The organism is Deinococcus arboris (assembly GCF_009755355.1).
GTDB classification, from domain to species: domain Bacteria; phylum Deinococcota; class Deinococci; order Deinococcales; family Deinococcaceae; genus Deinococcus; species Deinococcus betulae.
Map to the genome: position 1 here is coordinate 1 of NZ_WQLB01000035.1, position 23,112 is coordinate 23,112.

The 23,112-nt window shown below is 67.4% G+C and carries 23 protein-coding genes; 15 read left to right on the forward strand and 8 right to left on the reverse strand.

The genetic code is table 11. From position 1 onward, the window contains the following. The first annotated feature begins 102 nt into the window (after positions 1-102). Both GO986_RS18850 and GO986_RS18855 read left to right on the forward strand, forming a co-directional pair. Complete coding sequence (locus GO986_RS18850; RefSeq protein WP_157460939.1) at positions 103-795, forward strand: hypothetical protein; 693 nt, start codon at positions 103-105, stop codon at positions 793-795. A 92-nt stretch (positions 796-887) separates the two neighbouring features. Next, complete coding sequence (locus tag GO986_RS18855; RefSeq protein ID WP_157460941.1) at positions 888-1,289, forward strand: hypothetical protein; 402 nt, start codon at positions 888-890, stop codon at positions 1,287-1,289. 19 nt (positions 1,290-1,308) lie between these two features. Here GO986_RS18855 and GO986_RS18860 read toward each other — a convergent pair whose 3' ends face one another. Then, the gene (locus GO986_RS18860; protein ID WP_157460943.1) at positions 1,309-2,469 is read right to left on the reverse strand and encodes a tetratricopeptide repeat protein; all 1,161 of its coding nucleotides are present in this window, start codon (positions 2,467-2,469) and stop codon (positions 1,309-1,311) included. Between the two features lie 131 nt (positions 2,470-2,600). On the opposite strand from GO986_RS18860, the gene def reads away from it, so the two are divergent. From def to GO986_RS18875, 3 genes are read left to right on the forward strand one after another with little or no spacing between them, the layout of a single operon-like run. Then, entirely contained in the window at positions 2,601-3,251 is a 651-nt protein-coding gene (def, locus tag GO986_RS18865; protein WP_224576132.1) for a peptide deformylase, read from the forward strand. Then, positions 3,248-4,195, forward strand: coding sequence for a methionyl-tRNA formyltransferase (fmt, locus tag GO986_RS18870; protein WP_157460946.1), 948 nt, complete (start codon positions 3,248-3,250; stop codon positions 4,193-4,195). The genes def and fmt overlap by 4 nt, the downstream gene beginning before the upstream one ends. A 17-nt stretch (positions 4,196-4,212) precedes the next feature. Then, complete coding sequence (locus GO986_RS18875) at positions 4,213-4,827, forward strand: hypothetical protein (RefSeq protein ID WP_369409468.1); 615 nt, start codon at positions 4,213-4,215, stop codon at positions 4,825-4,827. Between the two features lie 225 nt (positions 4,828-5,052). On the opposite strand, the gene GO986_RS18880 is transcribed toward GO986_RS18875, so the two are convergent. The 4 genes from GO986_RS18880 to GO986_RS18890 form a co-directional block, all read right to left on the reverse strand. After that, entirely contained in the window at positions 5,053-5,778 is a 726-nt protein-coding gene (locus GO986_RS18880) for a monofunctional DNA glycosylase (RefSeq protein WP_157460948.1), read from the reverse strand. A 10-nt stretch (positions 5,779-5,788) separates the two neighbouring features. Then, the gene (locus tag GO986_RS22660; protein WP_198170825.1) at positions 5,789-5,965 is read right to left on the reverse strand and encodes a hypothetical protein; all 177 of its coding nucleotides are present in this window, start codon (positions 5,963-5,965) and stop codon (positions 5,789-5,791) included. A 169-nt stretch (positions 5,966-6,134) separates the two neighbouring features. Then, positions 6,135-8,141: a hypothetical protein gene (locus GO986_RS18885; protein WP_157460949.1), complete on the reverse strand. Its 2,007-nt coding sequence runs from the start codon at positions 8,139-8,141 to the stop codon at positions 6,135-6,137. Continuing rightward, positions 8,141-9,109 carry a hypothetical protein gene (locus tag GO986_RS18890; RefSeq protein WP_157460951.1) on the reverse strand — a complete coding sequence of 323 codons (969 nt, stop codon included), beginning with the start codon at positions 9,107-9,109 and terminating at the stop codon, positions 8,141-8,143. Before GO986_RS18890 ends, GO986_RS18885 begins: the two co-directional genes overlap by 1 nt. Before the next feature lie 95 nt (positions 9,110-9,204). Here GO986_RS18890 and GO986_RS18895 point away from each other — a divergent pair, with 95 nt between their 5' ends. From GO986_RS18895 to GO986_RS18905, 3 genes are all read left to right on the forward strand, one after another. After that, positions 9,205-11,934, forward strand: coding sequence for an AfsR/SARP family transcriptional regulator (locus tag GO986_RS18895; RefSeq protein ID WP_157460953.1), 2,730 nt, complete (start codon positions 9,205-9,207; stop codon positions 11,932-11,934). Positions 11,935-12,010: 76 nt separating this feature from the next. Then, positions 12,011-12,631, forward strand: coding sequence for a hypothetical protein (locus GO986_RS18900; RefSeq protein WP_157460955.1), 621 nt, complete (start codon positions 12,011-12,013; stop codon positions 12,629-12,631). Continuing rightward, positions 12,607-12,954: a hypothetical protein gene (locus GO986_RS18905; RefSeq protein ID WP_198170827.1), complete on the forward strand. Its 348-nt coding sequence runs from the start codon at positions 12,607-12,609 to the stop codon at positions 12,952-12,954. Before GO986_RS18900 ends, GO986_RS18905 begins: the two co-directional genes overlap by 25 nt. Positions 12,955-13,172: 218 nt before the next feature. Here the strand turns inward: GO986_RS18905 and fumC are convergent, their stop codons facing one another. Further along, positions 13,173-14,567 carry a class II fumarate hydratase gene (fumC, locus tag GO986_RS18910; protein WP_157460958.1) on the reverse strand — a complete coding sequence of 465 codons (1,395 nt, stop codon included), beginning with the start codon at positions 14,565-14,567 and terminating at the stop codon, positions 13,173-13,175. A 135-nt stretch (positions 14,568-14,702) separates the two neighbouring features. On the opposite strand from fumC, the gene GO986_RS18915 reads away from it, so the two are divergent. After that, positions 14,703-15,539: an AraC family transcriptional regulator gene (locus GO986_RS18915; protein WP_157460960.1), complete on the forward strand. Its 837-nt coding sequence runs from the start codon at positions 14,703-14,705 to the stop codon at positions 15,537-15,539. Positions 15,540-15,839: 300 nt separating this feature from the next. Here GO986_RS18915 and GO986_RS18920 read toward each other — a convergent pair whose 3' ends face one another. Next, the gene (locus tag GO986_RS18920; protein ID WP_157460963.1) at positions 15,840-16,049 is read right to left on the reverse strand and encodes a hypothetical protein; all 210 of its coding nucleotides are present in this window, start codon (positions 16,047-16,049) and stop codon (positions 15,840-15,842) included. A gap of 218 nt (positions 16,050-16,267) precedes the next feature. Further along, positions 16,268-16,729: a hypothetical protein gene (locus GO986_RS18925; RefSeq protein WP_157460964.1), complete on the reverse strand. Its 462-nt coding sequence runs from the start codon at positions 16,727-16,729 to the stop codon at positions 16,268-16,270. Between the two features lie 463 nt (positions 16,730-17,192). Here GO986_RS18925 and GO986_RS18930 point away from each other — a divergent pair, with 463 nt between their 5' ends. The 6 genes from GO986_RS18930 to GO986_RS18955 all read left to right on the forward strand — a co-directional run bounded on the left by GO986_RS18930 (position 17,193) and on the right by GO986_RS18955 (position 23,058). Next, on the forward strand, positions 17,193-18,428 hold the full coding sequence (locus GO986_RS18930; protein ID WP_157460966.1) for an MFS transporter: 1,236 nt from the start codon (positions 17,193-17,195) through the stop codon (positions 18,426-18,428). Positions 18,429-18,486: 58 nt separating this feature from the next. Then, a complete protein-coding gene (locus tag GO986_RS18935) occupies positions 18,487-19,281 on the forward strand; it encodes a thymidylate synthase (RefSeq protein ID WP_157460968.1) in 795 nt (264 codons plus the stop codon). Continuing rightward, a complete protein-coding gene (locus tag GO986_RS18940) occupies positions 19,278-19,724 on the forward strand; it encodes a deaminase (protein WP_157460970.1) in 447 nt (148 codons plus the stop codon). Before GO986_RS18935 ends, GO986_RS18940 begins: the two co-directional genes overlap by 4 nt. A 55-nt stretch (positions 19,725-19,779) precedes the next feature. Next, on the forward strand, positions 19,780-20,283 hold the full coding sequence (locus GO986_RS18945) for a dihydrofolate reductase (protein ID WP_232337898.1): 504 nt from the start codon (positions 19,780-19,782) through the stop codon (positions 20,281-20,283). A gap of 55 nt (positions 20,284-20,338) precedes the next feature. Further along, positions 20,339-21,337, forward strand: a complete 999-nt coding sequence (locus GO986_RS18950; RefSeq protein WP_157460973.1) for a YpdA family putative bacillithiol disulfide reductase — start codon at positions 20,339-20,341, stop codon at positions 21,335-21,337. A 287-nt stretch (positions 21,338-21,624) separates the two neighbouring features. Then, positions 21,625-23,058 carry a VanW family protein gene (locus tag GO986_RS18955; protein ID WP_157460975.1) on the forward strand — a complete coding sequence of 478 codons (1,434 nt, stop codon included), beginning with the start codon at positions 21,625-21,627 and terminating at the stop codon, positions 23,056-23,058. Positions 23,059-23,112 lie beyond the last annotated feature (54 nt).

Genomic DNA, 23,112 nt, shown 5'->3' on the forward strand with positions numbered 1-23,112 from the left:
AAGACCAGCATTGTCTCGATTGTCCCACTCACCTAACACTCGGCCAAGCCAGCGACTGGGGGGACTCACCCAAACGCCAGAGTCCCTGGGCACGATGACCCCATGTTCAGAACACCCAGATTGATCGGCGCCCTGGCCCTGGCCAGTGTGGGCTCGGTGGCGTGGGCCGAGCAGTACGTCCTCTCGACAGACTTTGGCCTCTACCAGCCGGCCACCCTGAAAGCGACCCTGAATGGTGTTCAGGTGGCCCTCCACCACAACGCCAATGGGTCGCTGGATGTCACGTCGCTGGTCAAGAAAGGCAAGAACACGCTGACAGTCGAGTGGATGCCAGGCAAGAACACCAACTCTTTTAACAAGTCAAGCCTCACCTTTGGGGCCCGGAACGGCAGCCAGTGGAAAACGCTGCTCAACCGCGTGGTCCAGAAGGGGACGGCGGCGGGCAGCACCAGCTTTGTCTTCATGGGCAACCCCAGCGCCGCGCCCAAGCCGGGCAAGATCGTGGTGTCTGGCAAATTCAGTCAATCGCAGCCCGCAGAATTTGAGGTCGCCCTGAACGGCGAAGTCGTAGCCAGCATGAATACAGACGGCAACACCGACCTGACTCCTTTTCTGAAAGCCGGGAAGAACGTGGTGACCGTCAAATACACACCTGGCAAGAACACCAATTCCTACGCGGTTTCGACCCTGACAGTCGGCCAGCAGGTCGGTGACAAATGGAACAGCCTCCTGAAGTGGGGTCTGGGCCACGCCGATACCAAGCCGGGGTCGTTTACCTTTCCCCTTTACCGCTGAGAGGCACTGACAGGGCCACAAGGGCAAGCGGCGGCGATCTCCCTCTTTTTGTTGCCGCAGTCCTCGGGGTAAGAAGGTACGCTGTGGGCACGATGAAAGTAGCGTCGGCCTTTCTGATGTGCGGCCTGTTGGCGGGAGGCGCGGCGCTGGCTTCTGTTCACACCGAGCAGGTGCGGGCGCCTTCGGGCCGTCCCCTTCAGGTGCGCCGCGTGGCCTGCGCGGCGCCGGGCCGGCCCCCCCTCAGCGCGGCACTCACACTGGAAGAAGCAGGCCCCCTTCATTTTCAGGTCGTGCAGCTGGCGACCAACGCAGCCGGGGCCGAGGTGCTGGCGACGGGCCGCGCGCTGCCGCAGATTCAGCCGCATTATCAGCGGTATGTCACCCAGGGCCAGCCCATTGGCCGCCTGACCCTCTCGGCCCTGCTGGGCACCTGGCGCCTATTTGGCCTGAAGTTTGACTGGGAAAAGGTCACCTACCGCTGCGCGCTGTCGTAGGTGACCCCAGCTGGGCCGCCTACTTGCCCTGCTGGGCCAGGCGCAGGTAATAGGCGCTGCTCTTGTCGGCGGGGTCCAGCGTGACGGCCTGCTCGTAGGCACTGGCGGCGCCGGGGTACTCCTTGCGCTCGTAGCGGGCGCGGCCCAGCCAGGCCCAGGCTTTGGCGTACCGGGGGCTCTGCTCGGTGGCGGCCTGAAAGCCGGCCTCGGCGCCGGCCTTATCGCCCGCCGCGTACTTGCTGTACGCCGCGCGGAAAGTCTGCACGGCGCCCAGCCCGTACTGCTGGGCTTCTTGCACCAGCGTGAGGTTATAGCGGTCGGCGGCCGTGGGGCTGGGCAGGGCCACCAGCGTGGTGTAGGCGTCGGCGGCGGCGTCAACGTTGCCCAGGTCCAACGCCAGGCGGCCCGCTTCACGCTGGGCCTCGGCAAAGGTGGGGACCAGGCGGGCCGCCGCCTGAAAGCCCGTCAAGGCCTGCGCCTTCCGTCCGGCTTCCAGGTCTGCGTAGGCGCGGCTAAAGATGCGGGTGGCCTCGGGGCCGTACTGGGCCGCGCGGCTGGTCACCCCGCGCAGGTAGGTCAGGATCTTGTCGCCGGGTGTCAGGGCCAGGGCGCGGTCGTACAGGGCCAGGGCCTCGGCGCTCTTGCCAGCTTCCAGGGCCGTGCGGGCCGCCCAGGTGGTGCACAGCACGTTGGCCGGGTCAAAGCTCAGGCAGGCGGCAAAAAAGGCGGCGGCCTGCTCGGGCTGGGTGCGGGTGTAGGCCGCATAACCCAGGTTGTACTGCACGGTGGCGGCCGACTTGGCCTCTGCACTGTTTTTTGCCGCGCTGGGCGCCAGCTTAAAGTAGGCGGTCCACGCCAGTTCCGCCTGACGCCAGAAGCCCACCTCGGTGTAAATCTGGGCCCGCAGCCGCAGCACGTCAGGCTGGTCGGGCGCTGCCTGCACAGCGGCCTCGGCAGCGGCCGCCGCCTGTTTCCAGAGCGGCTGGTCAATGTTGGCGCTGCCCTTGGGATAGGCGGTGCGGGCACGGGCGGCCAGGTCGCGCGCCTGGGCCGCCAGCTGTGTCGCGTTCTGGGCCGCCGTCAGGGCGCCTTGTGGCGCGGCAGGGGCCGCCGGGGCCGGGGTAGTTTGTGCCAACGACGCGGACGAGGTCAGGGCCAGCAGCAGGGTCAGGACACGCATGGCGCCATCACAGCAGCCGGGGCTGACCCCCAGCCTCTGGCTTCCCTAAGGGTGCATTTACCCTTCCCAGTTCCGGGCCAGGTCAGGCAGAGCGGGCCGTCAAAACAGCCGGTCTGGTAAAACAGGGTACTGTGAGCGATTCCGCCTCTTCCCCCCGCATTTACCCGCTGCGCCTGTACGGCGACCCGGTGCTGCGCCGCAAGGCCAAACCGCTGCTGCACACCGACCGGCTGACGGTGCCCGGCTTCTCGCCGCAGACCGTGCGCCAGGTGGCCGACACCATGCTGGAAACCATGTTCGAGGCGCGCGGCGTGGGCCTGGCCGCCCCGCAGGTGGGCCTGCCCGTGCGGCTGTTCGTGGCTGTGGAATACGACGACGATGAAGAGGAAAACGAGGGCAGCGACACGCCCCTGAAGTCACGGGTGCTGCGGGAGTACGTGATGCTGAACCCGGTCCTGCGCGTGATTGACAAGAAGAAAGACCGCTCGTACCAAGAAGGCTGCCTCAGTATTCCCGGCATCTACGAAGAAGGGGTGGCCCGCGCCCGCGCGGTGCAGGTCAGCTACACCGACCTGGACGGCGTGGCCCGCGTGATTGAGGCCGACGATTACCTGGCCCGCGTGTTTCAGCACGAGACTGATCACCTGGACGGGGTGCTGTTTCTGGACCGCCTGCCCGCCGAGGTCACCGAGGACTACCGCCGGGAACTGCTGGCCCTTCAGCAAAAGGCCAAGGCCTACCTGAACACGCTGGCCGCTCGCCCCCCCGGAGAGGGCCGTTGACCCCGCCCCGCGTGGCCTTTTTTGGCTCGCCGGCCTTTGCCCTGCCGGTGCTGGCTGCCATTCAGGCGCAGTTTGAGGTCGTGCTGGTGGTGGCCCAGCCGGACAAACCCGTGGGCCGGGGCTTAAAGCTGACCCCGCCCCCGGTGGCGGCCCGCGCCGCCGAACTGGGACTGCCGCTGGCCCAGCCGAAGAAACTGCGCGGCAACGCCAGCTTTGAGGCCCTGCTGCGCGAATCTGTCGCCGATGTGGCCGTCACCTGCGCCTACGGCAAAATTCTGCCGGCGTCTTTGCTGGAGGTTCCCCGCTTCGGCTTTCTGAACACCCACACCAGCCTACTGCCCGCCTACCGGGGCGCGGCGCCGATTCAGTGGGCGCTGATTCGCGGCGAGACCGTCACGGGCACGACCGTCATGCAGACCGACGAGGGCATGGACACCGGCCCGGTGCTGCTTCAAGAGGCGCTGCCGATTGCCCCCCAATGGACCAGCCTGGACCTCGCCGACGCCCTGAGCGCCCAGGCGGCCCGGCTGATCGTGACCGCGCTGTCGGAGGTCGGTCACCTGTCTCCGACCCCTCAGGACGAGGCGCTGGCCACCCACGCGCCGATGCTGACCAAGGAGGACGGCTTCGTGCGCTGGGGTGAGGGCGCCGCGCAGATCGTCAACCGGTCGCGTGGCGTGGCCGCCTGGCCACAGACCACCGCGTTTCTGGGCGGCGCGCGGCTAAAGCTGAGCGGGCTGAGCAGGGCCGAGGGTCAGGGCCAGCCTGGCGAGGTGCTGGCCGTTTCAGAGGAGGGCCTGCTGGTCGCCGCCCAGACAGGCGCTGTCTGGATTCAGACCGTGCAGCCCGAGGCCCGCAAGGCCCAGCCCGCCCAGCTGTGGGCCCAAGCGGCGGGCGTCTCGCGGGGCAGCCGCTTTGACCTGTGGCAACCCGCAGCGGACTGACCACGTAGTTCTTTTCTGTGAGCCTCGCCTTTCCGCTGACCCTGACCTTTAAATTCAGCCTGCTGACCGAACTGCGGGTTACCGACGCTGGGGGGCATCTCATTGCTCTGGTCAAGGAAAAGACCTTCAGCGTACGCGACGAGGTCAAGGTGTACGCCGACGAGGCCCGCACCCAGCAGACCCACGGGATCCGCGCCGAGGGCTTTCTAGCCGGCGCGCTGGACTGGAAAGCCCGGCGCCTGATGCGCCGCGCCGACGGCACCCCGGTTGGGGCCTTGCAGGCGCAGGGCGTGAGGACGCTCTGGGGCGCCCGTTACGACCTCCTGGGCCCCAGCGATGAGGTCCGGTTCAGCCTCCGTGACGATCATCCGTGGCTGGGCGTGCTGGAAGGCGTTATCGGCGCCATTCCCTTTGTGGGCGACCTGATTGCCATGGGCTTTGATTACCTGGTCAACCCGACCTATACGATCAGCGACGCGGCGGGGCAGCCCACCTACCGCGTACATAAGAAACGCGGCTTTTTTTCACGCCGGTTTACGGTCGAGGCGCTGGGCAAGCATGACCCCGCCGACGATGAACTGGTGCTGCTGGGACTGGTCCAGCTGGTGCTGCGCGAGCGCGAACGCGGCTGAGGTGAGCCTCACAGCCGGAGTGCTGAGGATTTGTCGGCAACCCACCGCAGGCTCCAAGCAGGGCTGCATAGCGGCAAAACACCACTAGACGGCCGCTCGGCGCTTTCCCGATAGTGGCCTCAACTCAAAGCAGGCTCATCTCAGAACTTGCAAGGCAGAAGAAACAACCACATCCGGCATACACCACTCAATGCTTCCGAGTGGGCAAAACAGACAGCCGCCGTCTTAGCCTTTCCAGCTCGGCACGTCGTTGCCGTACAGCGCGTGGGCGTCGCAGCGCTCCTTTAAGACACACACCGGACATCTGGGCTTGTGCCAGGAGCAGACCTTTTGCCCGTGGGTCAGCAGGTTGATATGCAGCTCGTACAGGAAGGGCGGGTCGGGTGGCAGGACCTTCAGCAGCGCCCGGTGCGCGGCCTGTTCGCCCATCTTGGGAATGGCGCCGACGCGGGTAGTGATGCGGTGAACGTGGGTATCCACCGGAAACACAGGCCGGGCGTAATTAAACAGCAGGACCAGACTGGCGGTCTTGACCCCCACGCCGGGTAAGTCGGTCAGCCACTTCAGGGCGTCTTTGACCGGCAGCTCTTTCAGAAAATCGAGGTTGTAGCCGCCCGGCGAATCCCGGATAGCCACTAGCGTCTGCTGAATGCGCGGCGCCTTGCTCTCGGGGTAGTTGCTGCGGCGAATGGCGTGAGCCACCGTCTCCACGGGCGCAGCGATAATGGCGTCCCAGTCCCCCAGGGCCCGCAGTTCCTGATAGGCAGCGTCCTCATCGCGCCAGTTGGTGCGCTGCGAGAGAATGGTGCTGATCAGTTCGTGCAGCGGATCACGGCGGGGCGAGAGCGGCTTCTCGCCGTATTCAGGCCGCACCTTCTCCTTCATCCACACCAGCAGTTCGGCCCGCTCCTGCTCTGGGCGGACCGCATTCAGGAGAGGCTCGCCGGTCATCAGGAGTGGCTCAGGACTGCGGCTCGGCACTGCTTTCGACCTCATCACGGCCCCCCTCGGCAGGCTCGGGCTTGGCGGCTGGGTCGACGTTAGGGGCTTTGCCACGGGCTTCTTCGGGGGCATTCTGGCGCTCGCCCTCGGCAGGGGCCTGGTTGGCGGGGTCGTAGCCGGGCTTGGGGTCAGTCATGGTGCCCAGCTTGCGCGTGGGCAGGGGCCGGGCACACAAGAGGGGTGTAAAGAGAGGTTCATCTCTGGACCCAGATAGAGGGGGCCGCTGAGCCAAAGAGAAAAGGCATGTCGGAGACTCTGCCGACATGCCTTAGGTTCAAGGGCTCTTTGTGCTTAGCGGCCAGACTTCAAGGGCCCCAGGTGTTCGTGGACCAGATGGCGCGGGGCGCGCCGCCTACTACCTCATACAGCACCACGTTGCCGTCGTCCTGCACCTTCAGGTAGGCGCCGGGGTGACCCCAGGTGCTGGCCGTCCAGACGCGCTGCCCGTTACTTCTGTACAGCGCCAGGTGACCGTCACCGCCCAGGGTCAGGCGGGCCGCTGCCGTATTGCCCCAGGTCTGAGAGGCCCAGGCCGCCCGACCGCTCTTGTACAGCACCAGATTGCCGTCGCCCTGCATGATCAGCACGTTGCGGCCGCTGCACGACACGCGCTGCTCGTTGATGTTCATGGTCGTGTTGCTGGCCAGCGTGTCGGGGCACACCACCGGGGTCACGGCGCCGCAGCCATCACCGTCTTGCGATCGGAACAGCTTGTAGTACACCGCGCAGCTGTTAGCCGTCAGCAGCGAAGAGGCATTCCACTGGTGGTCGCCGTCAAAGGTGCGGATAAAGCCCAGGGCGGCGTTGCCGGGCAGACCTGCTGGAACGGTGCCGCCCAGATCCCGAATAACCTGCTCAAAGGTGCCCTGGCTCAGCAGCACCAGTTTGCTGAGGGTCAGTGTGTTGGCCGTGGGCGCGAACGAGGCAAGATTAAAGCGCTCCTGCGCGTTGGTGTAGCCCGTGTCGGTCAGCCCCAGGGCGCGGTTAAGTTGCGTGAGGGTCAGTGGCGCGCCGCCGGGCAGATTCATGGTGGCGTCGAAATAATTCTCGGGGTTGGTCATGCGCAGTTGCCAGTCATTCAGGCTCATGCCGGTGGCGTTTTGCACCACGCTGTCCAGCCGGTCCCGGATAAACTCCTTGACGAAGGCCAGTTCCAGCGGCGGCAGCAGGTCAAAGCCCGCAATCTGGCCGACCAAGTCTGGGGCGCCCATCATAGAGAGGATATGCCCGGTGACGTAATCGCCCAGCACCTGCCGGGCGCGGCTGATCTCCATACCGCCCTGGGCCAGGTCGCCGGTTGTGGTGGTGAAGATCAGGGCGCTGGAGATGTCCGCGCTGACCCGGGGCCAGGCGCGCAGGCCGGTGTCAATATCGGCGCGCCAGTGTTCCTTGTACTCAATTTTCCAGGCATTGGCCGTTACGTAGGCGGCCAGTTGCAGACTCAGCGCCACGCGGCTGCAGCTGAAGTCCCAGGTGCGGCACTCCCGGATGCGGCGCTGATAATCCGCTTTTTTCGCGTAATACTCGTCAATGTCGCGCTGGAGGCCCGCCCGGCGCTTGGAAAAGATAGCCGGAACAGACAGGCGGCTGTCGTTGTGCTGATATAGCCCATGCAGGGGCGTGCCAGGCTTGGCGTCAATCAGGTACTGGTAGATAAAGGATTCGGCGCCGCTGATGCTCAGGTCACTGCGGGTGACCAGGCCGCCCCCACTGACCCGCGCAATATTGGGCGTGCGCTTGCCGATATAGCCTTCCAGCACCAGATGCTGAACGGCGTTGCCGCCCAGCTCAAAGGGGCCGCCCGTGTAGTGGTTGACTAGGCTGTGCGCGAACATATCGCCGGCGGCGTGGGTAATGAAGCCGGTGGTAAAGGCCCGCGCCGCGCCCCCCTGTGAGCGGCTGCTCTGAAACAGGTGCTGCAACCAGGCGTCACTGTTGCCCGGAGAAATCTGCGGGTTGCCGGTGGGCAGGTCCCCCGGATGAATCATCTGCTGGCCGGTCAGCAGGTCGGGGTAGGCGTCGGGGCCCACCACGCCGGCCCGGTACTGCGCCGCGTTCGTGCGCAGGTCCTGCAGCACCGTGGGATCCACCGGGTACTGGCGCGTGGCCACCACCTGCCCGCCGCTCAGCTGCTGAATGCTGACCTGCCCGTCATCCAGAGCGTCGCGCATGGCTTCCTCGGCCACGGCGAGGTGGGTGCTGGGTTTCCAGGCGCCCGCCGTGCCGGCGCCCAAGGCCAGCAGGGCCGCGCTGCACAGCAGGGTTCGGTGGGCTAAGACGGGCAGCGGGAAGGTGGGGGCTAAGCGGCGCATTATTTCTCCTCCTGCTGGCCGGGGTGGTACGGCGCAAAACTGGCTTCGGTCTTGAGGGCCGCGCTGGGCTCGACAGGCTTCAGAGCCTCAGCCGGGCGCGCACCTGCCTCCAGGCTGGGCATGAGGCGCCCGTCATCGGTCACCAGATTGGGCTGGCCCTGGGTCACCAGCGTAGGCTGGCCGCCGGTCTGCACCAGCCAGGTGAAATCAAAGGGCCGGTAGTCACTGCCGCCCGTGGCCAGGGCCAGCACCTGCGCCTCTGGCCCTGCGCCCGCAGCCTGCCGGGCCGCCGCCGCACTGGGGGATTTAGCCGGCGTGGTCAGCAGGGCCAGCCGGGGCCGGGCCACGCGGCGGATATCCACCGCCTCATGGCGGGGAGAAGCGGCGTCCGGGGCCACCGGCACCAGCGGCAGGCGCACCCAGCCGGCCAGGTCGCCGCTGGGCAGCAGCAGGGGCAGCAGCGCCGCGTCGCCGACCTCGGCCAGCGTGCGCAGGGCGGCCGCCCCGGCCTGGGCATCGGCAGCGGCGTCCTCACCCGAGACGCTCAGTTCAACCGTCGAGCGGACCTCGACCGGCTCGCCCAGCTTCACGCTGCCGGCGCGCAGGTGGTCGCCGTCCATCAGGTCGCGCGCCCAGCCCGGCACCTCGCCGGTCACGGGGACAGACGCCACGCCACCCTGAGCCGCAAAGGTCTCGGCGGCGCTGGCTGGGGTGTGCAACACCGTGGGATCGGCAACTTCGGTGGGCTCTGCGGGGTCTGCCGGCTCGGTGGGGCCGGTTGGCGGGCACTCCTGCGTGAAGGTGTCGCAGGGGGCAGCGCGCTGGGCCTGCATGGCGGTCTGCGCCTGCACGGCCGCCGGGTTGCCGCCCGGGGTGGGCGTGCCGCAGCTCGACAGGGCCAGGGCCAGCGTCAGGCCAGCCAGGCAAAGCAGCGTCGGTGGGGGTGCAGCGGGGTCAGGTCTTGGCATGGCGTGAGCATGGTGGGGCCGCAGGGAACGCTCAGGGAACGCGGCGCCCTGGGGACTGCCCGCGCGCACCGGCAAGGGCTAGACTGCCCCCAGCCATGACCCCTGTGCCCAGACGTTCGGCGGTGCCCCGCGCCGCCCGGTTCGAGCGGCCCCGCACGCACCTGCTGACCCAGCTCTCGGACACCGTTGACGTGCCCCTGATCGTGCTGGCCGCGCCGTCGGGGTACGGCAAGACCACCCTGCTGGCGCAGTACGCCCGCGTGACCCCGCGCCGGGTGGCCTGGTGCCGCCTGACCGGCGAGCAGGAGGGGCCAGCCAGCATCACGGCGCGGCTGGCCGCCAGCCTCCCGGAACTGGCCCCCCTGACCACCCCCGACGCGCGCACGCCTGCCGGCGCCCTGCTGGAGCAACTGGCGGCTGGGCTGTCGGCCATCCACGACGGCGTGGACCTGATTGTGGACAACGTCGAGACCCTGGCCCAGAGCGAGTGGCTGGCCCGCCTGGCCGACGCCCTGGAAGAGGGGCACCGGCTGCTGCTGGGCACCTACAGCACCGAAGGCCTGCGGATTGCCCGGCGGCTGGCCGAGGGCCGCGCGCAGGTGCTCGACGCGGCCGACCTGGCCTTTACCCCGCAAGAAACGCAGACCTACCTTCAGGAGCGGGGAGGGCTGGCCGCCGCAGACGAACTGGCCCACCTGGGCGGCTGGCCCGCCGGCCTGGCCCTGGCGGCCCACGGCGCCCCGCGCCACGCGGGCGCCGACGACCTGGTGCTGGAGGCGCTGCTGACCCTGCCCGGCCCCGTGCAGGCCGCCCTGCCCGCGCTGGCCCCGCTGGACACCTGGAACGAGGCCGACGCGGCGCTGGTAGCCCCCGAACTGCCGGCCGGCTGGCTTCAGGCGGTGCAGCGGGCCGGGCTGCCCGTCACGGCCCTGGGGGGCGGCGCCTTTCAGCCCCACCGGCTGCTGGCCGGCGTGCTGGACAGCCTGCTGGCCCGTGACGCCGGCCGCGCGGCCGCCGCGCGCGCCGTCGCCGCCGCCCTGGCCGAGGACCGGGGCGACCTGGCCCGCGCCGCCCAGCTGTTTCTTCAGGCGGGGCAGCCTGAAGCCGCCCTGAAGGCCGCGCGCCCGGTGGTGGGCGTCTACCGTGACCGGGGCGAGCATCTGCGCACCCGCGCGCTGCTGGAAGCCTTTGGGCCCGCCGGGCTGGACGCGCCCCTGCAAGAGCGATTGGCCTGGGCCCAGATCGAGACGGGGGCCGCCGCGCAGGGCGAGGCCACCCTGACGGCGCTGCGGGCAACAGAAGCGCTGAGCCCCGCTGGGCTTGCCTCGCTGGCGATGGTCAGGGGGCGTCAGGGAGACACCGCCGCGCAGTACGCGCTGGCGCGTGAAGGCCTGGAACGCGGCGGCCCCCCGGTCCCCGCCCTGTTCTGGCCCTTTGTGCAGGCGGCGCTGCGCCTGCGCGAGTTTGACGAGGCCGAGCAGGCCGCCGAGACCTTTCACCGCTGGGCCCAGGCGGGCAGCGACAGCGTGCGGCAGGCCGAGGCATGGCAGTTACAGGCCCTGGTGTGGCGGCGCACCCGCCCGCCCGAAGCGGCGGCCCGCCCTCTGGCGCGTGCGCGCGCCGCTTACGAGGCCCTGGGTTGGCAGGGCCGCGCGGCGGCGGTGCAGCTTGAAGAACTGGAACTGGCGGTGCGGGCCGGACAGGCGTCTGAGGTGCTGGCCGTGACCCTGAGCGCATTAGAGGGCCGCCTGCCTGCCGAGGCCCCGGCCGCGCAGGTTCGCCGGCTCCGGCTGCTGGGCACAGTTCAGCGCCGACTGGGCCACCTGGACGCCGCCGAGGCGGCGCTGCGCCGCGCGCTGCAAGTGGCAGGCGCCGCCGGCATTCACGCGGGCAGCGCGGGACTGACCCTGGCGCTGGCCGACGTGCTGCTGCAAGCGGGCCAGGTTCAGGAAGCCCAGGACTGGCTCTCGGCCGACGCCCCCGGCCAATCGCGGCTGCTTCAGGCGCTGCTGCGCACGCAGGCGGCGGGGCAGCCCCTCCAGGTTTCGCCAGAGGACCTGGAGGCCGAGCCAGATGCCGAGACCCGCGCCCGTGCCCAGGCGCTCAGCCCGTCCGGGCGGGCAGGCATCCCAGCGTCGTCAGACCCGGCTATCAGCGCGGTTCCCTACCTGCTGCACCTGGTCACCCTGGGGGACTGCCGGGCCAGCATCAACGGTCAGCCTGTGAAACTGGGGCTGGCCAAGGCGCGCGAGCTGCTGGTGTGGCTGGCGCTGCACGGCTCGGGGTCGCGTGACGAGCTGGTTACGGCACTGTGGGACGGCTCGGCCGAGGAGCGGCACGTCGAATACTTCCGGGTGGCGGTGCGCCGGCTGCGCGCCGCGCTGCGCGACCATCTGCCCGGCGGCCTGGACCCCCTGCCCTACGCCGATGGCCGCTACCGCCTGGACCCGGTGCTCACGGTGCACACCGACCTTGAAGACGCCCCCGGCCCGGCGGCGCTGCGGCCTTTCTTGCCGGGGGTGGACACCGAATGGGCGCAGACCTTTCGTCAGGTGCAGGCGGGGCGCAGCGCCAGTGCCCTGCTGGACGCCGCCGCCGCCCTGCCTGCCCCCCAGGCCGCCGAAGCCTACCGCGCGCTCCTGCGCCTGGACCCGCTGCTGGGCGCGGCGCACGAGGGACTGGTGCTGGCCCTTCAGGCGCAGGGAGAAGCCGCGCAGGCCCGGCAGGCCCTGCACACCTACGAGCGGGTCCTGCGCGAGGACTACGGCAGCGGGCTGCCCGAGGGCTTCCTGGCGCAGCTGCGAGTTGTACCTCCGGTGCGCTGACCTGCCTGACGCTGGCCCGCTGCGTTCCCTGAAAGTTCCCAGGCCGCCCGGCATGCTGCCGGTCAGAGGCCCCCCCATGCCCAACCCCCTGACTGCCCTGCTGCCCCTGACCCTCGCTGCTCTGCTCGCTTCCTGCGGCACCGCCCGTGTGCCTGCCCCCCAGGCCACCGCCACCGCGCCGGCCCTGCGCGCCCTGAACGACGACATCTGCCCCTCGTGTGGCAAACCGAGTCACGCTGTCCAGGCGGCCTGGGTGTGGGCCAGTGAGGCGGGCGGCCTGCCGGAACTGGGCCAGCCCACCGACCTGATCGAGGTCAAGGTGCCCAGGCCCCAGGACCTGACCTGGGCGCGGCGCGCCCAGGTCACCGTGAGCGGCAAGTGGCTGCACCTCTCTCTGGATGACACCGACGCTGTCAGCCTGCCTGTGGCGTGCATTCAGGGCTGGGATGAACCGCGTCCGGCCGGGCTGCCCGCCCTGACCGTCTCGCTGAGCGGCACGGCCAGCAACGTCTGGCTGGGCGGCCAGGTGGCCCTGAGCCGCCCCGTGGACCTCCTGACCGCCTCGGCCGCTGGCGACGAGGTGTGCGCAGAAGAGTTCGGAGAGGGCTGGCACATGCTGCGGGCCAACGAGACGGCGGACGCCCTGCCGCTGGGGCTGTTCGTCAGCGACCTGTGGGCCAGTCGCGCCCGGTCATGAACCCGGCCCGCGCCCAGTGGCACGGCCTGAGTCCCAGCCTGCAGCTGCTGCTGGCCGACCTGCAGCGGGGCTTTGGGCAGCAGGCCCTGACCAGCCGGTGGACGGCCGCGCACCACACCCAGGCCCTGGGGCTGCTGCGGCAACTGGAAGAGGCATGGCGGCAGGAGCGGGTTGACCTCGACACCCTGCACGACCTTGAGGGGCTGACGGCCCACTTAGACCTGACCGGCACCGTGACCTGCCGCGCCGCGCTGGAGAGTATTCAGGGCCTCTTCAGGCGCGTAGTTGAGGCCACCTACGAGGTGCTGGCCGCCAACGATTAGGCTGGGCAACAGCGGAAGGACGGCTGCTCTATGCGCCGTCCGTCTGTCCATTCTGGTTTGTCTAGGCCCGCCTCATGCGGATTCCGCTTCATTGCAGCACAGCAAAGACAGGCACTGTCTGCGCTTCCATAGCGCGAAATCCGCAGCTGTTCCTGCTCGCTCTCCTGCGGCGCTTTTCAAGCTTGCTGCGCCGCTGTCCAAGTCGCCCAGAGTCCGCCTCAGCTGTGCGTCATGTCCAGCGGCACGACCCACTGGGCAAACTCTTCATCGGTGACGTAGCCCAGGGCCAGCGCGGCCTCTTTCAGGCTGCTGCCCTCCTTGTGGGCCTTCTTGGCAATGGCGGCGGCCTTGTCGTACCCGATGTGCTTGTTCAGGGCCGTGACCTGCATCAGGTTGATGCTGAGGTTGTGCTCGATTTTTTCCAGGTTGGGTTCAATGCCCACGGCGCAGTTGTCGTTGAAGGCCAGGCTGGCGTCGGCAATCAGGCGAATGGATTCCAGCACGGCATGTACCATCACGGGCTTGAACACGTTCAGCTGAAAATTGCCCTGGCTGCCCGCAAAGGCCACGGTGGCGTCGTTGCCAAACACGCGGGTGGCCACCATCGTCAGGGCCTCGCTCTGGGTGGGGTTCACCTTGCCCGGCATGATGCTGGAGCCCGGTTCGTTCTCGGGAATCACGATCTCGCCAATGCCGTTGCGGGGCCCCGACGCCAGCCAGCGCACGTCGTTGGCCATCTTCATCAGGGCGCCGGCCAGGGTGCGCAGGGCCGCCGAGGTCTGCACCAGGGCGTCGTGGGCCGACAGGGCCGCAAACTTATTCTCGGCGCTGCGAAAGGCGAAGCCGGTTTCCTCGCTGTACTTCTGCGCGGCCAGGTCACCGAACTGCGGGTGGGCGTTCAGGCCCGTGCCCACCGCCGTGCCGCCGATGGCCAGTTCCAGCAGGCCTTCTCCCGCGTGGCGCACCTCGGCCAGCGCGTAGTCCAGCTGCGCCACCCAGCCGCCGATCTCCTGGCCCAGCGTGATCGGCGTGGCGTCTTGCAGGTGGGTGCGGCCCACCTTGACCAGTCCGGCGTGCGCTTTGGCCTTGGCGTCCAGGGTGTCGCGCAGTTTGCCCACGCTGCCGTACAGGCGCTCGTTCAGTTCCAGCACCACGGCGATGTGCATGGCGGTGGGAAAGGTGTCGTTGCTGCTCTGGCCCCGGTTCACATGGTCGTTGGGGTGAACGGGCGCCTTGCTGCCCAGCTGGCCGCCCGCTATCTCGATGGCGCGGTTGGAAATGACCTCGTTGGCGTTCATGTTGCTCTGGGTGCCGCTGCCCGTCTGGAACACCACCAGCGGAAAGTGCTCATCCAGCGTGCCCGCAATCACTTCGTCGGCGGCCTGCACGATCAGGTCGGCGACCTCACGCGGCAGTTCACCCAGGTCGGCGTTGGCCTGCGCCGCACCCTTTTTCAAGATGCCCAGTGCCCGGATCACCGGGCGGCCCCAGACAAAGGTGTCGCGGCCAATGGGGAAGTTCTGAATCGAACGTTCGGTTTGCGCGCCCCAGTAGCGGCTGGCGTCCACGTCCAGGGTGCCCATGGTGTCGGACTCTTTGCGGTAGCTCGTCATGGCCTGAGTGTACGGGGCAGAGGCTGTTACGGCCGGGGGAACGCGGCGCGGGGGCGCTGTCTTGAACAAAAGCGGCAGGATGACCCTGACCAGTAGGCGGAGGCGGCCCGCGTGGCCGGTCTGGCACAGTAAGGCATGTACCTCGAAGTCCCGCCTCATGTTCGGCTGCGCCCGCTGGTGCGGACCTACTGGCAGATCGAGGAATTCCACGCGCCGGGGCAGGAGGAACACCGCTTCATGCCCGAGCGTACGGTGCGCCTGACCTTTTTCAGCGGCGATTCCTGGCAGAGCGGTGCCGCGCACAGTGACGCCCTGGACCGCCTGCCTGGGGCGACCCTGACCGGCATGTGGCTGGCGCCCCGGCGGCTGGTGTCGGTGGGCCTCACGCGGGCGCTGGGCGTGGAACTGTACCCCTGGGGCGCGCGGCAACTGTTCGGCTGGTCTATGGCCATGCAGGGCCTGGACCTGGCTCCTGTGTCGGCGCCGGTCAGCCGCGCCATTCCCGCTCTGCTGCGGGCGGGCGCCTGGGCCGAGGCGCGCGAGGTGCTGGACGACTGGCTGCTGGAGCGCCTGGCCACCCATGAGCAGGCGCTGGGGGTGGCGGTGCAGGCCGCGTCTGCGCTGTATACCTCGCTGGGCACAGCGCGCATCGGGACGCTGGCGGAGGAACTGAACGTGAGTCCCCGGCAACTGGAACGCGGGTTTGCCCAGGAGGTCGGCGTGAACGCCAAAACGTTGGCCCGCCTGATCCGTTTTGAGGAAGCGCATAACCGGCTGTACGTCAATCCGGACGAGGGGCTGGCGGGCCTGGCCTATGACCTGGGCTTTGCCGATCAGGCGCACCTGACCCGAGAGTTCCGCACGATGGCCCACATGACACCGCGCGCCTTCGCCGCCTACGCCCGGCAGATGGCCCACCCCCACGACGCGCTGGCTCCAGTTACGCCAGTGGTGGCGGTGCCCCTGCCCTGACCGCGTGGTCTGGAAGACGCTGACCTGTCACCAATGATCTAGGCTTGAACGCCAGCCGCTTTCAGATGAGCACAGGGCAGATCTGACTTGATTGAGCGGCCTCAAGGGCTGACGAACACGAAAAGGAAGGGCGGCACCCCAAATAAGCCTGCCCTAGACGGCGATTACTAAAGGGCCGACTCTGGGCACATGAGCAGTGGGCAGACTGGCGAGCATTCTCCGCAGAGATGTGGCCTGTCCCGAGAGCAGCACAAGCCTTCTGTCAAGTTGACTACTTCGCTGACATACCTGATTCGCCTGTTACTGAGCCGCGCTCAGGCGCTGAAAATGGCGCTGCGCCATGCCGAGTACCCACACAGGCCCAGGCAAGCCCGAACGCCCAAAGGCTTCAGGCACCGCCAGCATCTCGTGAACTGCGCCGGTGACGGCGGCTTCCGCCTCCAAACCTGGAAAGCGGCCCACCAGGCCAAACAGCGCAGGAAGTTGCCCGCGCACAATGCTCTCCAGCACAGAGTCTTCTCTGGGCACGAGGGGACGCCGATCTTGAGCCCACACTCGTTTTCTGCCCATGACCATTTGCCCAGTGTGACGGCTTGGGTCAGTCTGCCGGAACGCCCCTCTTCATTGAAGGTGAAGCGATTAAGACGAAGGCTGGGCCGCCTGGCCCAAAAAAGCCCCGCCTAAAGCGGGGTCTTGTGATCGTTCATAGCACCGTCCTGTCTATGAGCTTAATTGTCGTCGTTGTCCGTGCTGGTTGAGCTGCCGCTGGCGTTCAGATCCAGGTTCAGCACGCTGGTCAGGCCGCCCAGTAGACTGCCGCTGCTCCGGTTGCCGTTCTCGTTGTCGGAGCTGTTGCCACTGGCGCCCAGGATGCCGCCCACGGCGCTGTCCAGGCTCAGGTTCAGTTCACCCTGGCTGCTGGAGCTGTTGCCTTCATCATCCGTGCTGCTGCTCTGGCCACTGGCATTCACGTCTGCGTTCAGCACCGCGCCTACCACGCCGAGCACGCTGCCGCTGCTCTGGCTGTTGTTCTGCCCTTCGCTGCTCTGGGCGTTGCCATTGAGCAGGCCGGTCACGCTGCTCCCCAGGTTGAGGTTCAGGCTGCCGCTGCTGCTGTTCGTCTCTGCGGACGCAACACCGGCGGTCAGGGCGAGGGCGGTCAGGGCGGTCAGAATCTTTGTCTTGGTCATGGTCGTGCCTCCTGAGACCTATGGTGCCGGGGCGCTGTGGCAACGGTTTGAGAGGAATCCCGGTCACCTTGCGGGTTGGGCCCCAGTTCTCATGGTCCAGAGCACGGCCACGGGCGGAAGGGCGCTGAGTCGCGTAGAAACCATGCGAAAGGCGCATAAGCCCTTCTCTGAGAGGACGGTTCAAAGGTGCGGGATGTGACAAAGTGAGGCGATCCAAACGCCGTTTCTCCGCATACGTGCCTGTTTAAAAACTGTCGCCAGTCACCTGCTCGCGCTCACGCGGCCCAAGCAGACCGCTGCGGAGCAGAGGTGCCGATTCACCTCAAACCGGGTTGGCGCCCTGCCACTGGAGCTTGTGCCTCTCGGCCTTTGAACGGCCCAGCCCGAGACACACCAACACAGCTGGCAATCATGTCGTCTTTTTTCAAGAGCTGGTCTGCGCCTCTCCCCTACCCTGCGCCGTATGAAGCCTGCTGCCTCTCCCCGCCGACCGCCGCTGCTGTTTTTGCTGGCGACGGCCTTTCTGTTTTCGATTGGTATGACCCTGGTGTTCCCGGTACTGCCCTTCATCGTGGCCGAGTACGTGCCACAGGTGGCTCACCAGGCCACGGTCATCGGGTGGCTCAGCGCCACCTTCGCGCTGCTGTCGTTCCTGTCGGCGCCGGTCATGGGCGCCCTGAGTGATGCTTACGGCCGCCGCCCGGTCCTGGTGCTGAGCCTGCTGGGGTCCGCGGTGGGTTACCTGCTGTTCGGCATTGGCGGCAGCCTGTGGATGCTGTTTCTGGGCCGCGCCATTGACGGGCTGACAGCCGGCGGCATGAGCGCCCTGTTCGGCTATCTGGCCGACACCGTCCCCGAAGAGGACCGGGGCAAGGTGTTTGGCCAGGTCGGCGCGGTGGTGGGCGCCGGGTTCATCATCGGGCCGGCCATCGGCGGCGCCCTGTCACACATCAGCCTCAGCGCACCCATGTTTCTGGCGGCGGCGGTGTGTCTCCTGAACATGCTGTGGGGCGCCTTCGTGTTGCCCGAAAGCCTGGCCCCCGAGCGGCGGCAGCGTCACTTTGACGCCGCGCACCTTAACCCCCTGGCACAGCTGCGCGGCGTGCTGGCCCTGCCATCGGTGCGCCGTCTGGTCACCGTCAGCGTGCTGTTCATGCTCCCCTTTACCATCATGCAGACCGTGCTGGCGCTGCTGGGCCGCGACGTGCTGCACTGGGGCCCCGCCCAGATGGGCACCGCCTTTATGGTGGTGGGGGTGTGCGACATCGTGGCGCAGGGCGGACTGCTGCCCCTGTTGATTCGGCGCCTGGGCGAACGGGGCGTGGCCACGCTGGGCCTGGCCCTGGGGGTGCTGGGCGCCCTGGGCCTGGCCCTGCTGGTGTGGTGGCCCATCCCGGCGGTGATCTATGTCTCGGTCATCCTGATGGCCGTGGGCGAGGGCATTTTTACCGCCAGCCTGAGCGCCCTGCTGTCTCTGGCCACGCCAGCTGACGCCCAGGGCCGCGTTCAGGGCGGTGCCCAGAGCTTCAATGCTCTGGCGCAGGTCACCGGGCCTCTGCTGGCCGGTCCCCTGTACACCCGCACGGGCGGCAGCGGCACGTTCGGGGCCAGCGCCGTTCTGATTCTGGTGGCCCTGGGCGTGCTGGGCCTGCAAAATCTGACCTCTTCAAGAGGCACAGCAGGTGCGCAACAGTCGTAACTAGCCCTGCCCAAAGAGCCTGGAAAGTCACAGCCGCTATCTTGGTACATTTGTTCAAATGCAGTCCTACCTTGACCTGATGCGGCACGTGTTAGCATTTGGAGTTACCAAAACCGACCGCACGGGCACTGGCACGCGCTCCATCTTTGGGGCGCAGCTGCGTTTTGATCTGCAGGCCGGCTTCCCTCTGATGACCACCAAAAAGGTGCACCTGAAAAGCGTGATTCACGAGCTGCTGTGGTTCCTGCGCGGCGAATCGAACGTGGCGTCCTTACAGGCCAGTGGCGTGAGCATCTGGGACGAGTGGGCCGATGAACGCGGCGAGTTGGGGCCGGTGTATGGCGTCCAATGGAGAAGCTGGCCCACTCCAGACAGCGGCCATATTGACCAAATCGCCCAGGTCATCGAGCAGATCAAGACCAACCCGGATTCTCGCCGCCTCATCGTCTCGGCCTGGAACGTGGCGCAGATTGACGAGATGGCCCTGCCCCCCTGCCACCTGCTGTTTCAGTTTTATGTGGCTGAGGGTCGCCTGAGCTGCCAGTTGTATCAGCGCTCCGCAGATACTTTTTTGGGGTTGCCCTTTAACATTGCCTCTTACGCCCTCCTCACCCTGATGGTCGCGCAGGTCTGCGGGCTGCAACCCGGCGAATTTATCTGGACGGGCGGCGACGTGCACCTGTACAGCAACCATCTGGAGCAGGCCCGGCGGCAACTGTCGCGCGACCCCCGGCCCCTCCCGACCATGCACCTGAACCCGGAGGTCACAGACATCTTTGACTTCAAGTACGAGGATTTCCACCTCTCGGGCTATGAGCCTCACCCGGCGATCAAGGCCCCGGTGGCCATATGACCCGCCCCACCTTTGACGACCTGGGGCTGGCCACAGCCCGCCTGTGGGCCACCCGCAGCGCCGACAGCAAGGTGCAGGTGGGCGCGTGCATTCTGGACCGGCATCACCGCGTGGTCGGCGTGGGGTACAACGGCCGCGCAGCTGGTGAACCCAACGAGCGCGAAAGTCTGGTGCAGGGCGGCAGCGGCTTTATTCACGCCGAGGTCAACGCGCTGCTGGCCGCCAACTGGAACGGCGAGGGCCACACCCTGTATGTCACCCATGAACCCTGCGCGGCCTGCGCCCGCCTGATCGTCAATTCGCGCCGTATCGGGCGGGTTCTGTACGAGGCCAATTACCGCGAAACCGTGCGCGTGGACGCCGGCCTGCCCAGCGGTGCCGCCATTCTGCGCGGGGCGGGCATTGAGGTGCAGTGTGTGACTGGAGGGGCGGATGACACCTGATACGGATTCCATCCATTCCGGAAAATCCGTGTCTTCTACTGAAACACGTCACAGCTTGGACCGGACCCTGCCTGAACTGTTCGCCATCGTCGCCATGACCCCGGCGCGGGTGATTGGCCAGGGTGGCGGGATGCCCTGGCACCTGCCTGCTGACCTGGCGCACTTCAAGCGGCACAGCCGGGGCCTGCCCAACATCATGGGCCGCAAGGTCTGGGATTCCCTGGGGGGCCGGGCGCTGCCGGGCCGGCAGAATATTGTCCTGACCCGCAACCCACAGCTTGAGGCGCTGGGAGCTGAGGTGACCCACACGCCCGAAGCGGCCCTTCAGGCGGCGGGCGACGTGCCCAGAGTCGCCATCATCGGGGGCGAGGAGATTTACCGCCTGTATCTGGACAGGCTGACGCGGGTCGAACTCACCCTGATTCACGCTGACCTGGCGGGCGACACCTTTTTCCCGGAGTTGCCCGGCACCTGGGAGGTCGTGCAAGAGGCGTTCCGGCACGCCGACGAGCAGAACCCCTACGACCTGACCTTTCAGACGCTGGTGCGGGCACCCTAGCCCACCGTGCCTCTCCCTCAGTCGTAAGGGGGTTCAGGCTGGCACAATGCCGGGCATGAGTCTGGTAGACGTCGCCATTGTCGGAGCGGGGCCGGTGGGCCTGGCCGCCGCGATTGCCTGCAAGCGTGCGGGCCTGAGCTATGTGGTGCTGGAAAAAGGCTGCGTGGTCAACGCAATTTTCGAGTACCCCACCTACATGACCTTTTTCACCACCGCGCCGGAATTGGAAATCGGCAATCACCCGATGGTCACGGGTCACGACAAGCCTGACCGCCGCGACGCGCTGATGTACTACCGCCTGGTGACGCAGCGCGAGGCCCTGAATGTAGAGCAGTACACCGAGGTCACCCAGTTGCACGCGGCCCCAGCAGGGTTCACGCTGGCCGTCGAGAAACGCGACGGCACCCCCGGCGTGGTCGAAGCGCGGCGCGTGGTGGTGGCCACCGGGTACTACGACAACCCGCACGCTATAGGTATTCCCGGCGAGGACAGCGAGAATGTCAGCCACTACTACACCGAGGCGCACCCCTTTCTGGGCCTGAACGTGACCGTCATCGGCGCGGGCAACAGCGCGGCCGACGCGGCGCTGGACCTGTGGCGCGGCGGCGCCCACGTGACCATGGTGGTGCGCGCCCCCGAGCTGAAATCCACCATCAAATACTGGGTGCGCCCTGACCTGGAAAACCGCATCAAGGAAGGCAGCATCGCGGCGCACTTTGACTCGCGGGTGGTCGAGATTCACCCTGACCATGTCACGGTGCAGCGGGACGACGGCACCACCTGGAATCTGCCAACGCACTTTACCTTCGCCCTGACCGGCTACCGTCCTGACCTCTCGTTCCTGTCAGGCCTGGGCCTCAGTCAGCACCCCGATGAGTGCCTGGTGCTGGACGAGCATTACCAGAGCAGCGTGCCGGGGCTGTTCGTGGCGGGCAGTGCGGGCTTTGCAGGCAAAACCAACCAGGTGTTTATCGAAAATGGGCGGCACCACGCCGTCGCTGCGGTCGAGGAAATTGCCCGGCAGCTGTCGGCGCGCGAACTGGCCACGTCTTAACGGCGGCCAGTGCAGGGAGGCGGAGCCCGAATCAGGGCCTGGCCTCCCTCCTCTTTTGCTCCCCGCCTCTCCCCTGTGACATCACCGTCCTTGTTCGCAAAGTCCAGGAAAGCGCCGGCGGCGGCTCCACTTTCCGGCACTTCATCTTTTTTCCTTCTCTACTGCGCAGCTCTGCAAGGCCTTCCAGTCAGGTTAAGCCCACCACGTGTTCTGGGCTGAACTGGAATCTCGATCAGTGAAGACGCCCCTTCATGGACGCCAGCGCTGCCCGTGAAATACTTTGCGCCATGTCACCCCTGACCCGGCGCGCGTGGCTGCTGAGCGCCCTGCTGCTGGCGGCGGCGCCCAGTGCCCCTGCCCAGACCACTCCGCCTGTTTCGCCGTCTCCGGCCCCACCTGCGCAGACGGTGCCCGGCATTCCAGCCGTGCCCCCACCGCCCGCCCCGGTGAGTCCCCCCACCCCGGCCCCCCCCGAGGAGCCGCCCGTCACGACCCCCCCGGTCACGGACCCACCCGTCACTGATCCAGCGCCGACGCCCCCCGTGACCGAGCCGACCGTTCCCGAGCCCACCGCGCCGGCGCCCATCCCAGCGCCGGAAGCCCCCACCCCCACGGTCACCACGCCGCCCGCCAAGATCACGGCCCCGCTGCTGATCACGGTCAGCGCGCAGTGGCCAGCCGTGGTGGCCGGCAAGAAAACCACGGTGCCCTTCACCCGCACGCTGACCATTCCGGGCAAGCGGGTCGCGCTGCTGCGCCAACGCGGTGAAATCACCCAGAGTCTCGACGCCGACCTACAGACCTTCCTGAAGGCGCTGCCCACCACTCCCCAGGACGCCCGGTTTGAGGAACTGTGGGACGGCTGGGCGGTAGTGCAGCGCAACGGCCTTCAGGTCAATCTCGACAAGACGCGCGCCAGCCTCCTGGCCGCCCTGAAAGACCCCAAGGGCATCAAGGTGAACGTGGCGCTGGGGGCTCAGACGGCGCCCAAACGGACGCTGAGTTATTTTCTATCGCGCGGCATCACAGCGCACCTGGGCACGGGCGAGACCAATTACTACGGCTCCAGCGACGCCCGCGTGACCAATATTCATGTGGGGGCCAGCCGCTTTAAGGATGTCCTGTTTGACGGCAAGACCATTTCGTTTAACCAGCTGGTCGGCCCGATCAACACCCGCAGCGGCTTTGTCACGGGCCTGGTGATTGCAGGTGAGCGCACCGCCAACGGCGTGGGCGGCGGCATCTGTCAGGTCAGCACCACCGTCTTCCGCACCCTGTACAGCGCAGGCCTGCCCGTCGTGCAGCGCCAGAACCATTCCTATCAGGTGCATTACTACGATCCGCAGGGCCTCGACGCCACCATCTACCAGCCCAGCCTGGACCTCAAGTTTGCCAATGACACGGGCGGGGCCCTGTGGTTCCAGAGCGACTGGAATGATGAAGAAGCCCGCCTGGTGGTGAGTGTGTTTGGCAAGGCGCGGACCTTCGATGTTCAGATAGAGGCGCCGCGCACCCTGAGCACCACGCCCTCCCCTGCTGACCGCCTGATCAAAGACAGCAGCCTGCCGGCCGGGCAGCGCCAGCAGGTGGACTGGGCGGCGCCGGGCGCCGTCATTGAGGTCACGCGCAAGTTCGTGCGCGGCGGCAAGGTGTTCAAACAGGACACCCTGAAAAGCACCTACCGCCCCTGGCCGAACATCTACCTGGTGGGCACGCGCTAGAGCGGAACAAACCGAGGGGGGGGCAGGCCATGAACGGCGCTGCCCCTCTTCTGG

Coding starts and splice junctions, on each gene's coding strand:
- GO986_RS18850 (WP_157460939.1), top strand. CDS start 103: ATGTTCAGAACACCCAGATTGATCGGCGCCCTGGCCCTGGCCAGTGTG.
- GO986_RS18855 (WP_157460941.1), top strand. CDS start 888: ATGAAAGTAGCGTCGGCCTTTCTGATGTGCGGCCTGTTGGCGGGAGGC.
- GO986_RS18860 (WP_157460943.1), bottom strand. CDS start 2,469: ATGCGTGTCCTGACCCTGCTGCTGGCCCTGACCTCGTCCGCGTCGTTG.
- GO986_RS18880 (WP_157460948.1), bottom strand. CDS start 5,778: ATGACCGGCGAGCCTCTCCTGAATGCGGTCCGCCCAGAGCAGGAGCGG.
- GO986_RS22660 (WP_198170825.1), bottom strand. CDS start 5,965: ATGACTGACCCCAAGCCCGGCTACGACCCCGCCAACCAGGCCCCTGCC.
- GO986_RS18885 (WP_157460949.1), bottom strand. CDS start 8,141: ATGCGCCGCTTAGCCCCCACCTTCCCGCTGCCCGTCTTAGCCCACCGA.
- GO986_RS18890 (WP_157460951.1), bottom strand. CDS start 9,109: ATGCCAAGACCTGACCCCGCTGCACCCCCACCGACGCTGCTTTGCCTG.
- GO986_RS18895 (WP_157460953.1), top strand. CDS start 9,205: ATGACCCCTGTGCCCAGACGTTCGGCGGTGCCCCGCGCCGCCCGGTTC.
- GO986_RS18900 (WP_157460955.1), top strand. CDS start 12,011: ATGCCCAACCCCCTGACTGCCCTGCTGCCCCTGACCCTCGCTGCTCTG.
- fumC (WP_157460958.1), bottom strand. CDS start 14,567: ATGACGAGCTACCGCAAAGAGTCCGACACCATGGGCACCCTGGACGTG.
- GO986_RS18915 (WP_157460960.1), top strand. CDS start 14,703: ATGTACCTCGAAGTCCCGCCTCATGTTCGGCTGCGCCCGCTGGTGCGG.
- GO986_RS18925 (WP_157460964.1), bottom strand. CDS start 16,729: ATGACCAAGACAAAGATTCTGACCGCCCTGACCGCCCTCGCCCTGACC.
- GO986_RS18930 (WP_157460966.1), top strand. CDS start 17,193: ATGAAGCCTGCTGCCTCTCCCCGCCGACCGCCGCTGCTGTTTTTGCTG.
- GO986_RS18935 (WP_157460968.1), top strand. CDS start 18,487: ATGCAGTCCTACCTTGACCTGATGCGGCACGTGTTAGCATTTGGAGTT.
- GO986_RS18940 (WP_157460970.1), top strand. CDS start 19,278: ATGACCCGCCCCACCTTTGACGACCTGGGGCTGGCCACAGCCCGCCTG.
- GO986_RS18950 (WP_157460973.1), top strand. CDS start 20,339: ATGAGTCTGGTAGACGTCGCCATTGTCGGAGCGGGGCCGGTGGGCCTG.
- GO986_RS18955 (WP_157460975.1), top strand. CDS start 21,625: ATGTCACCCCTGACCCGGCGCGCGTGGCTGCTGAGCGCCCTGCTGCTG.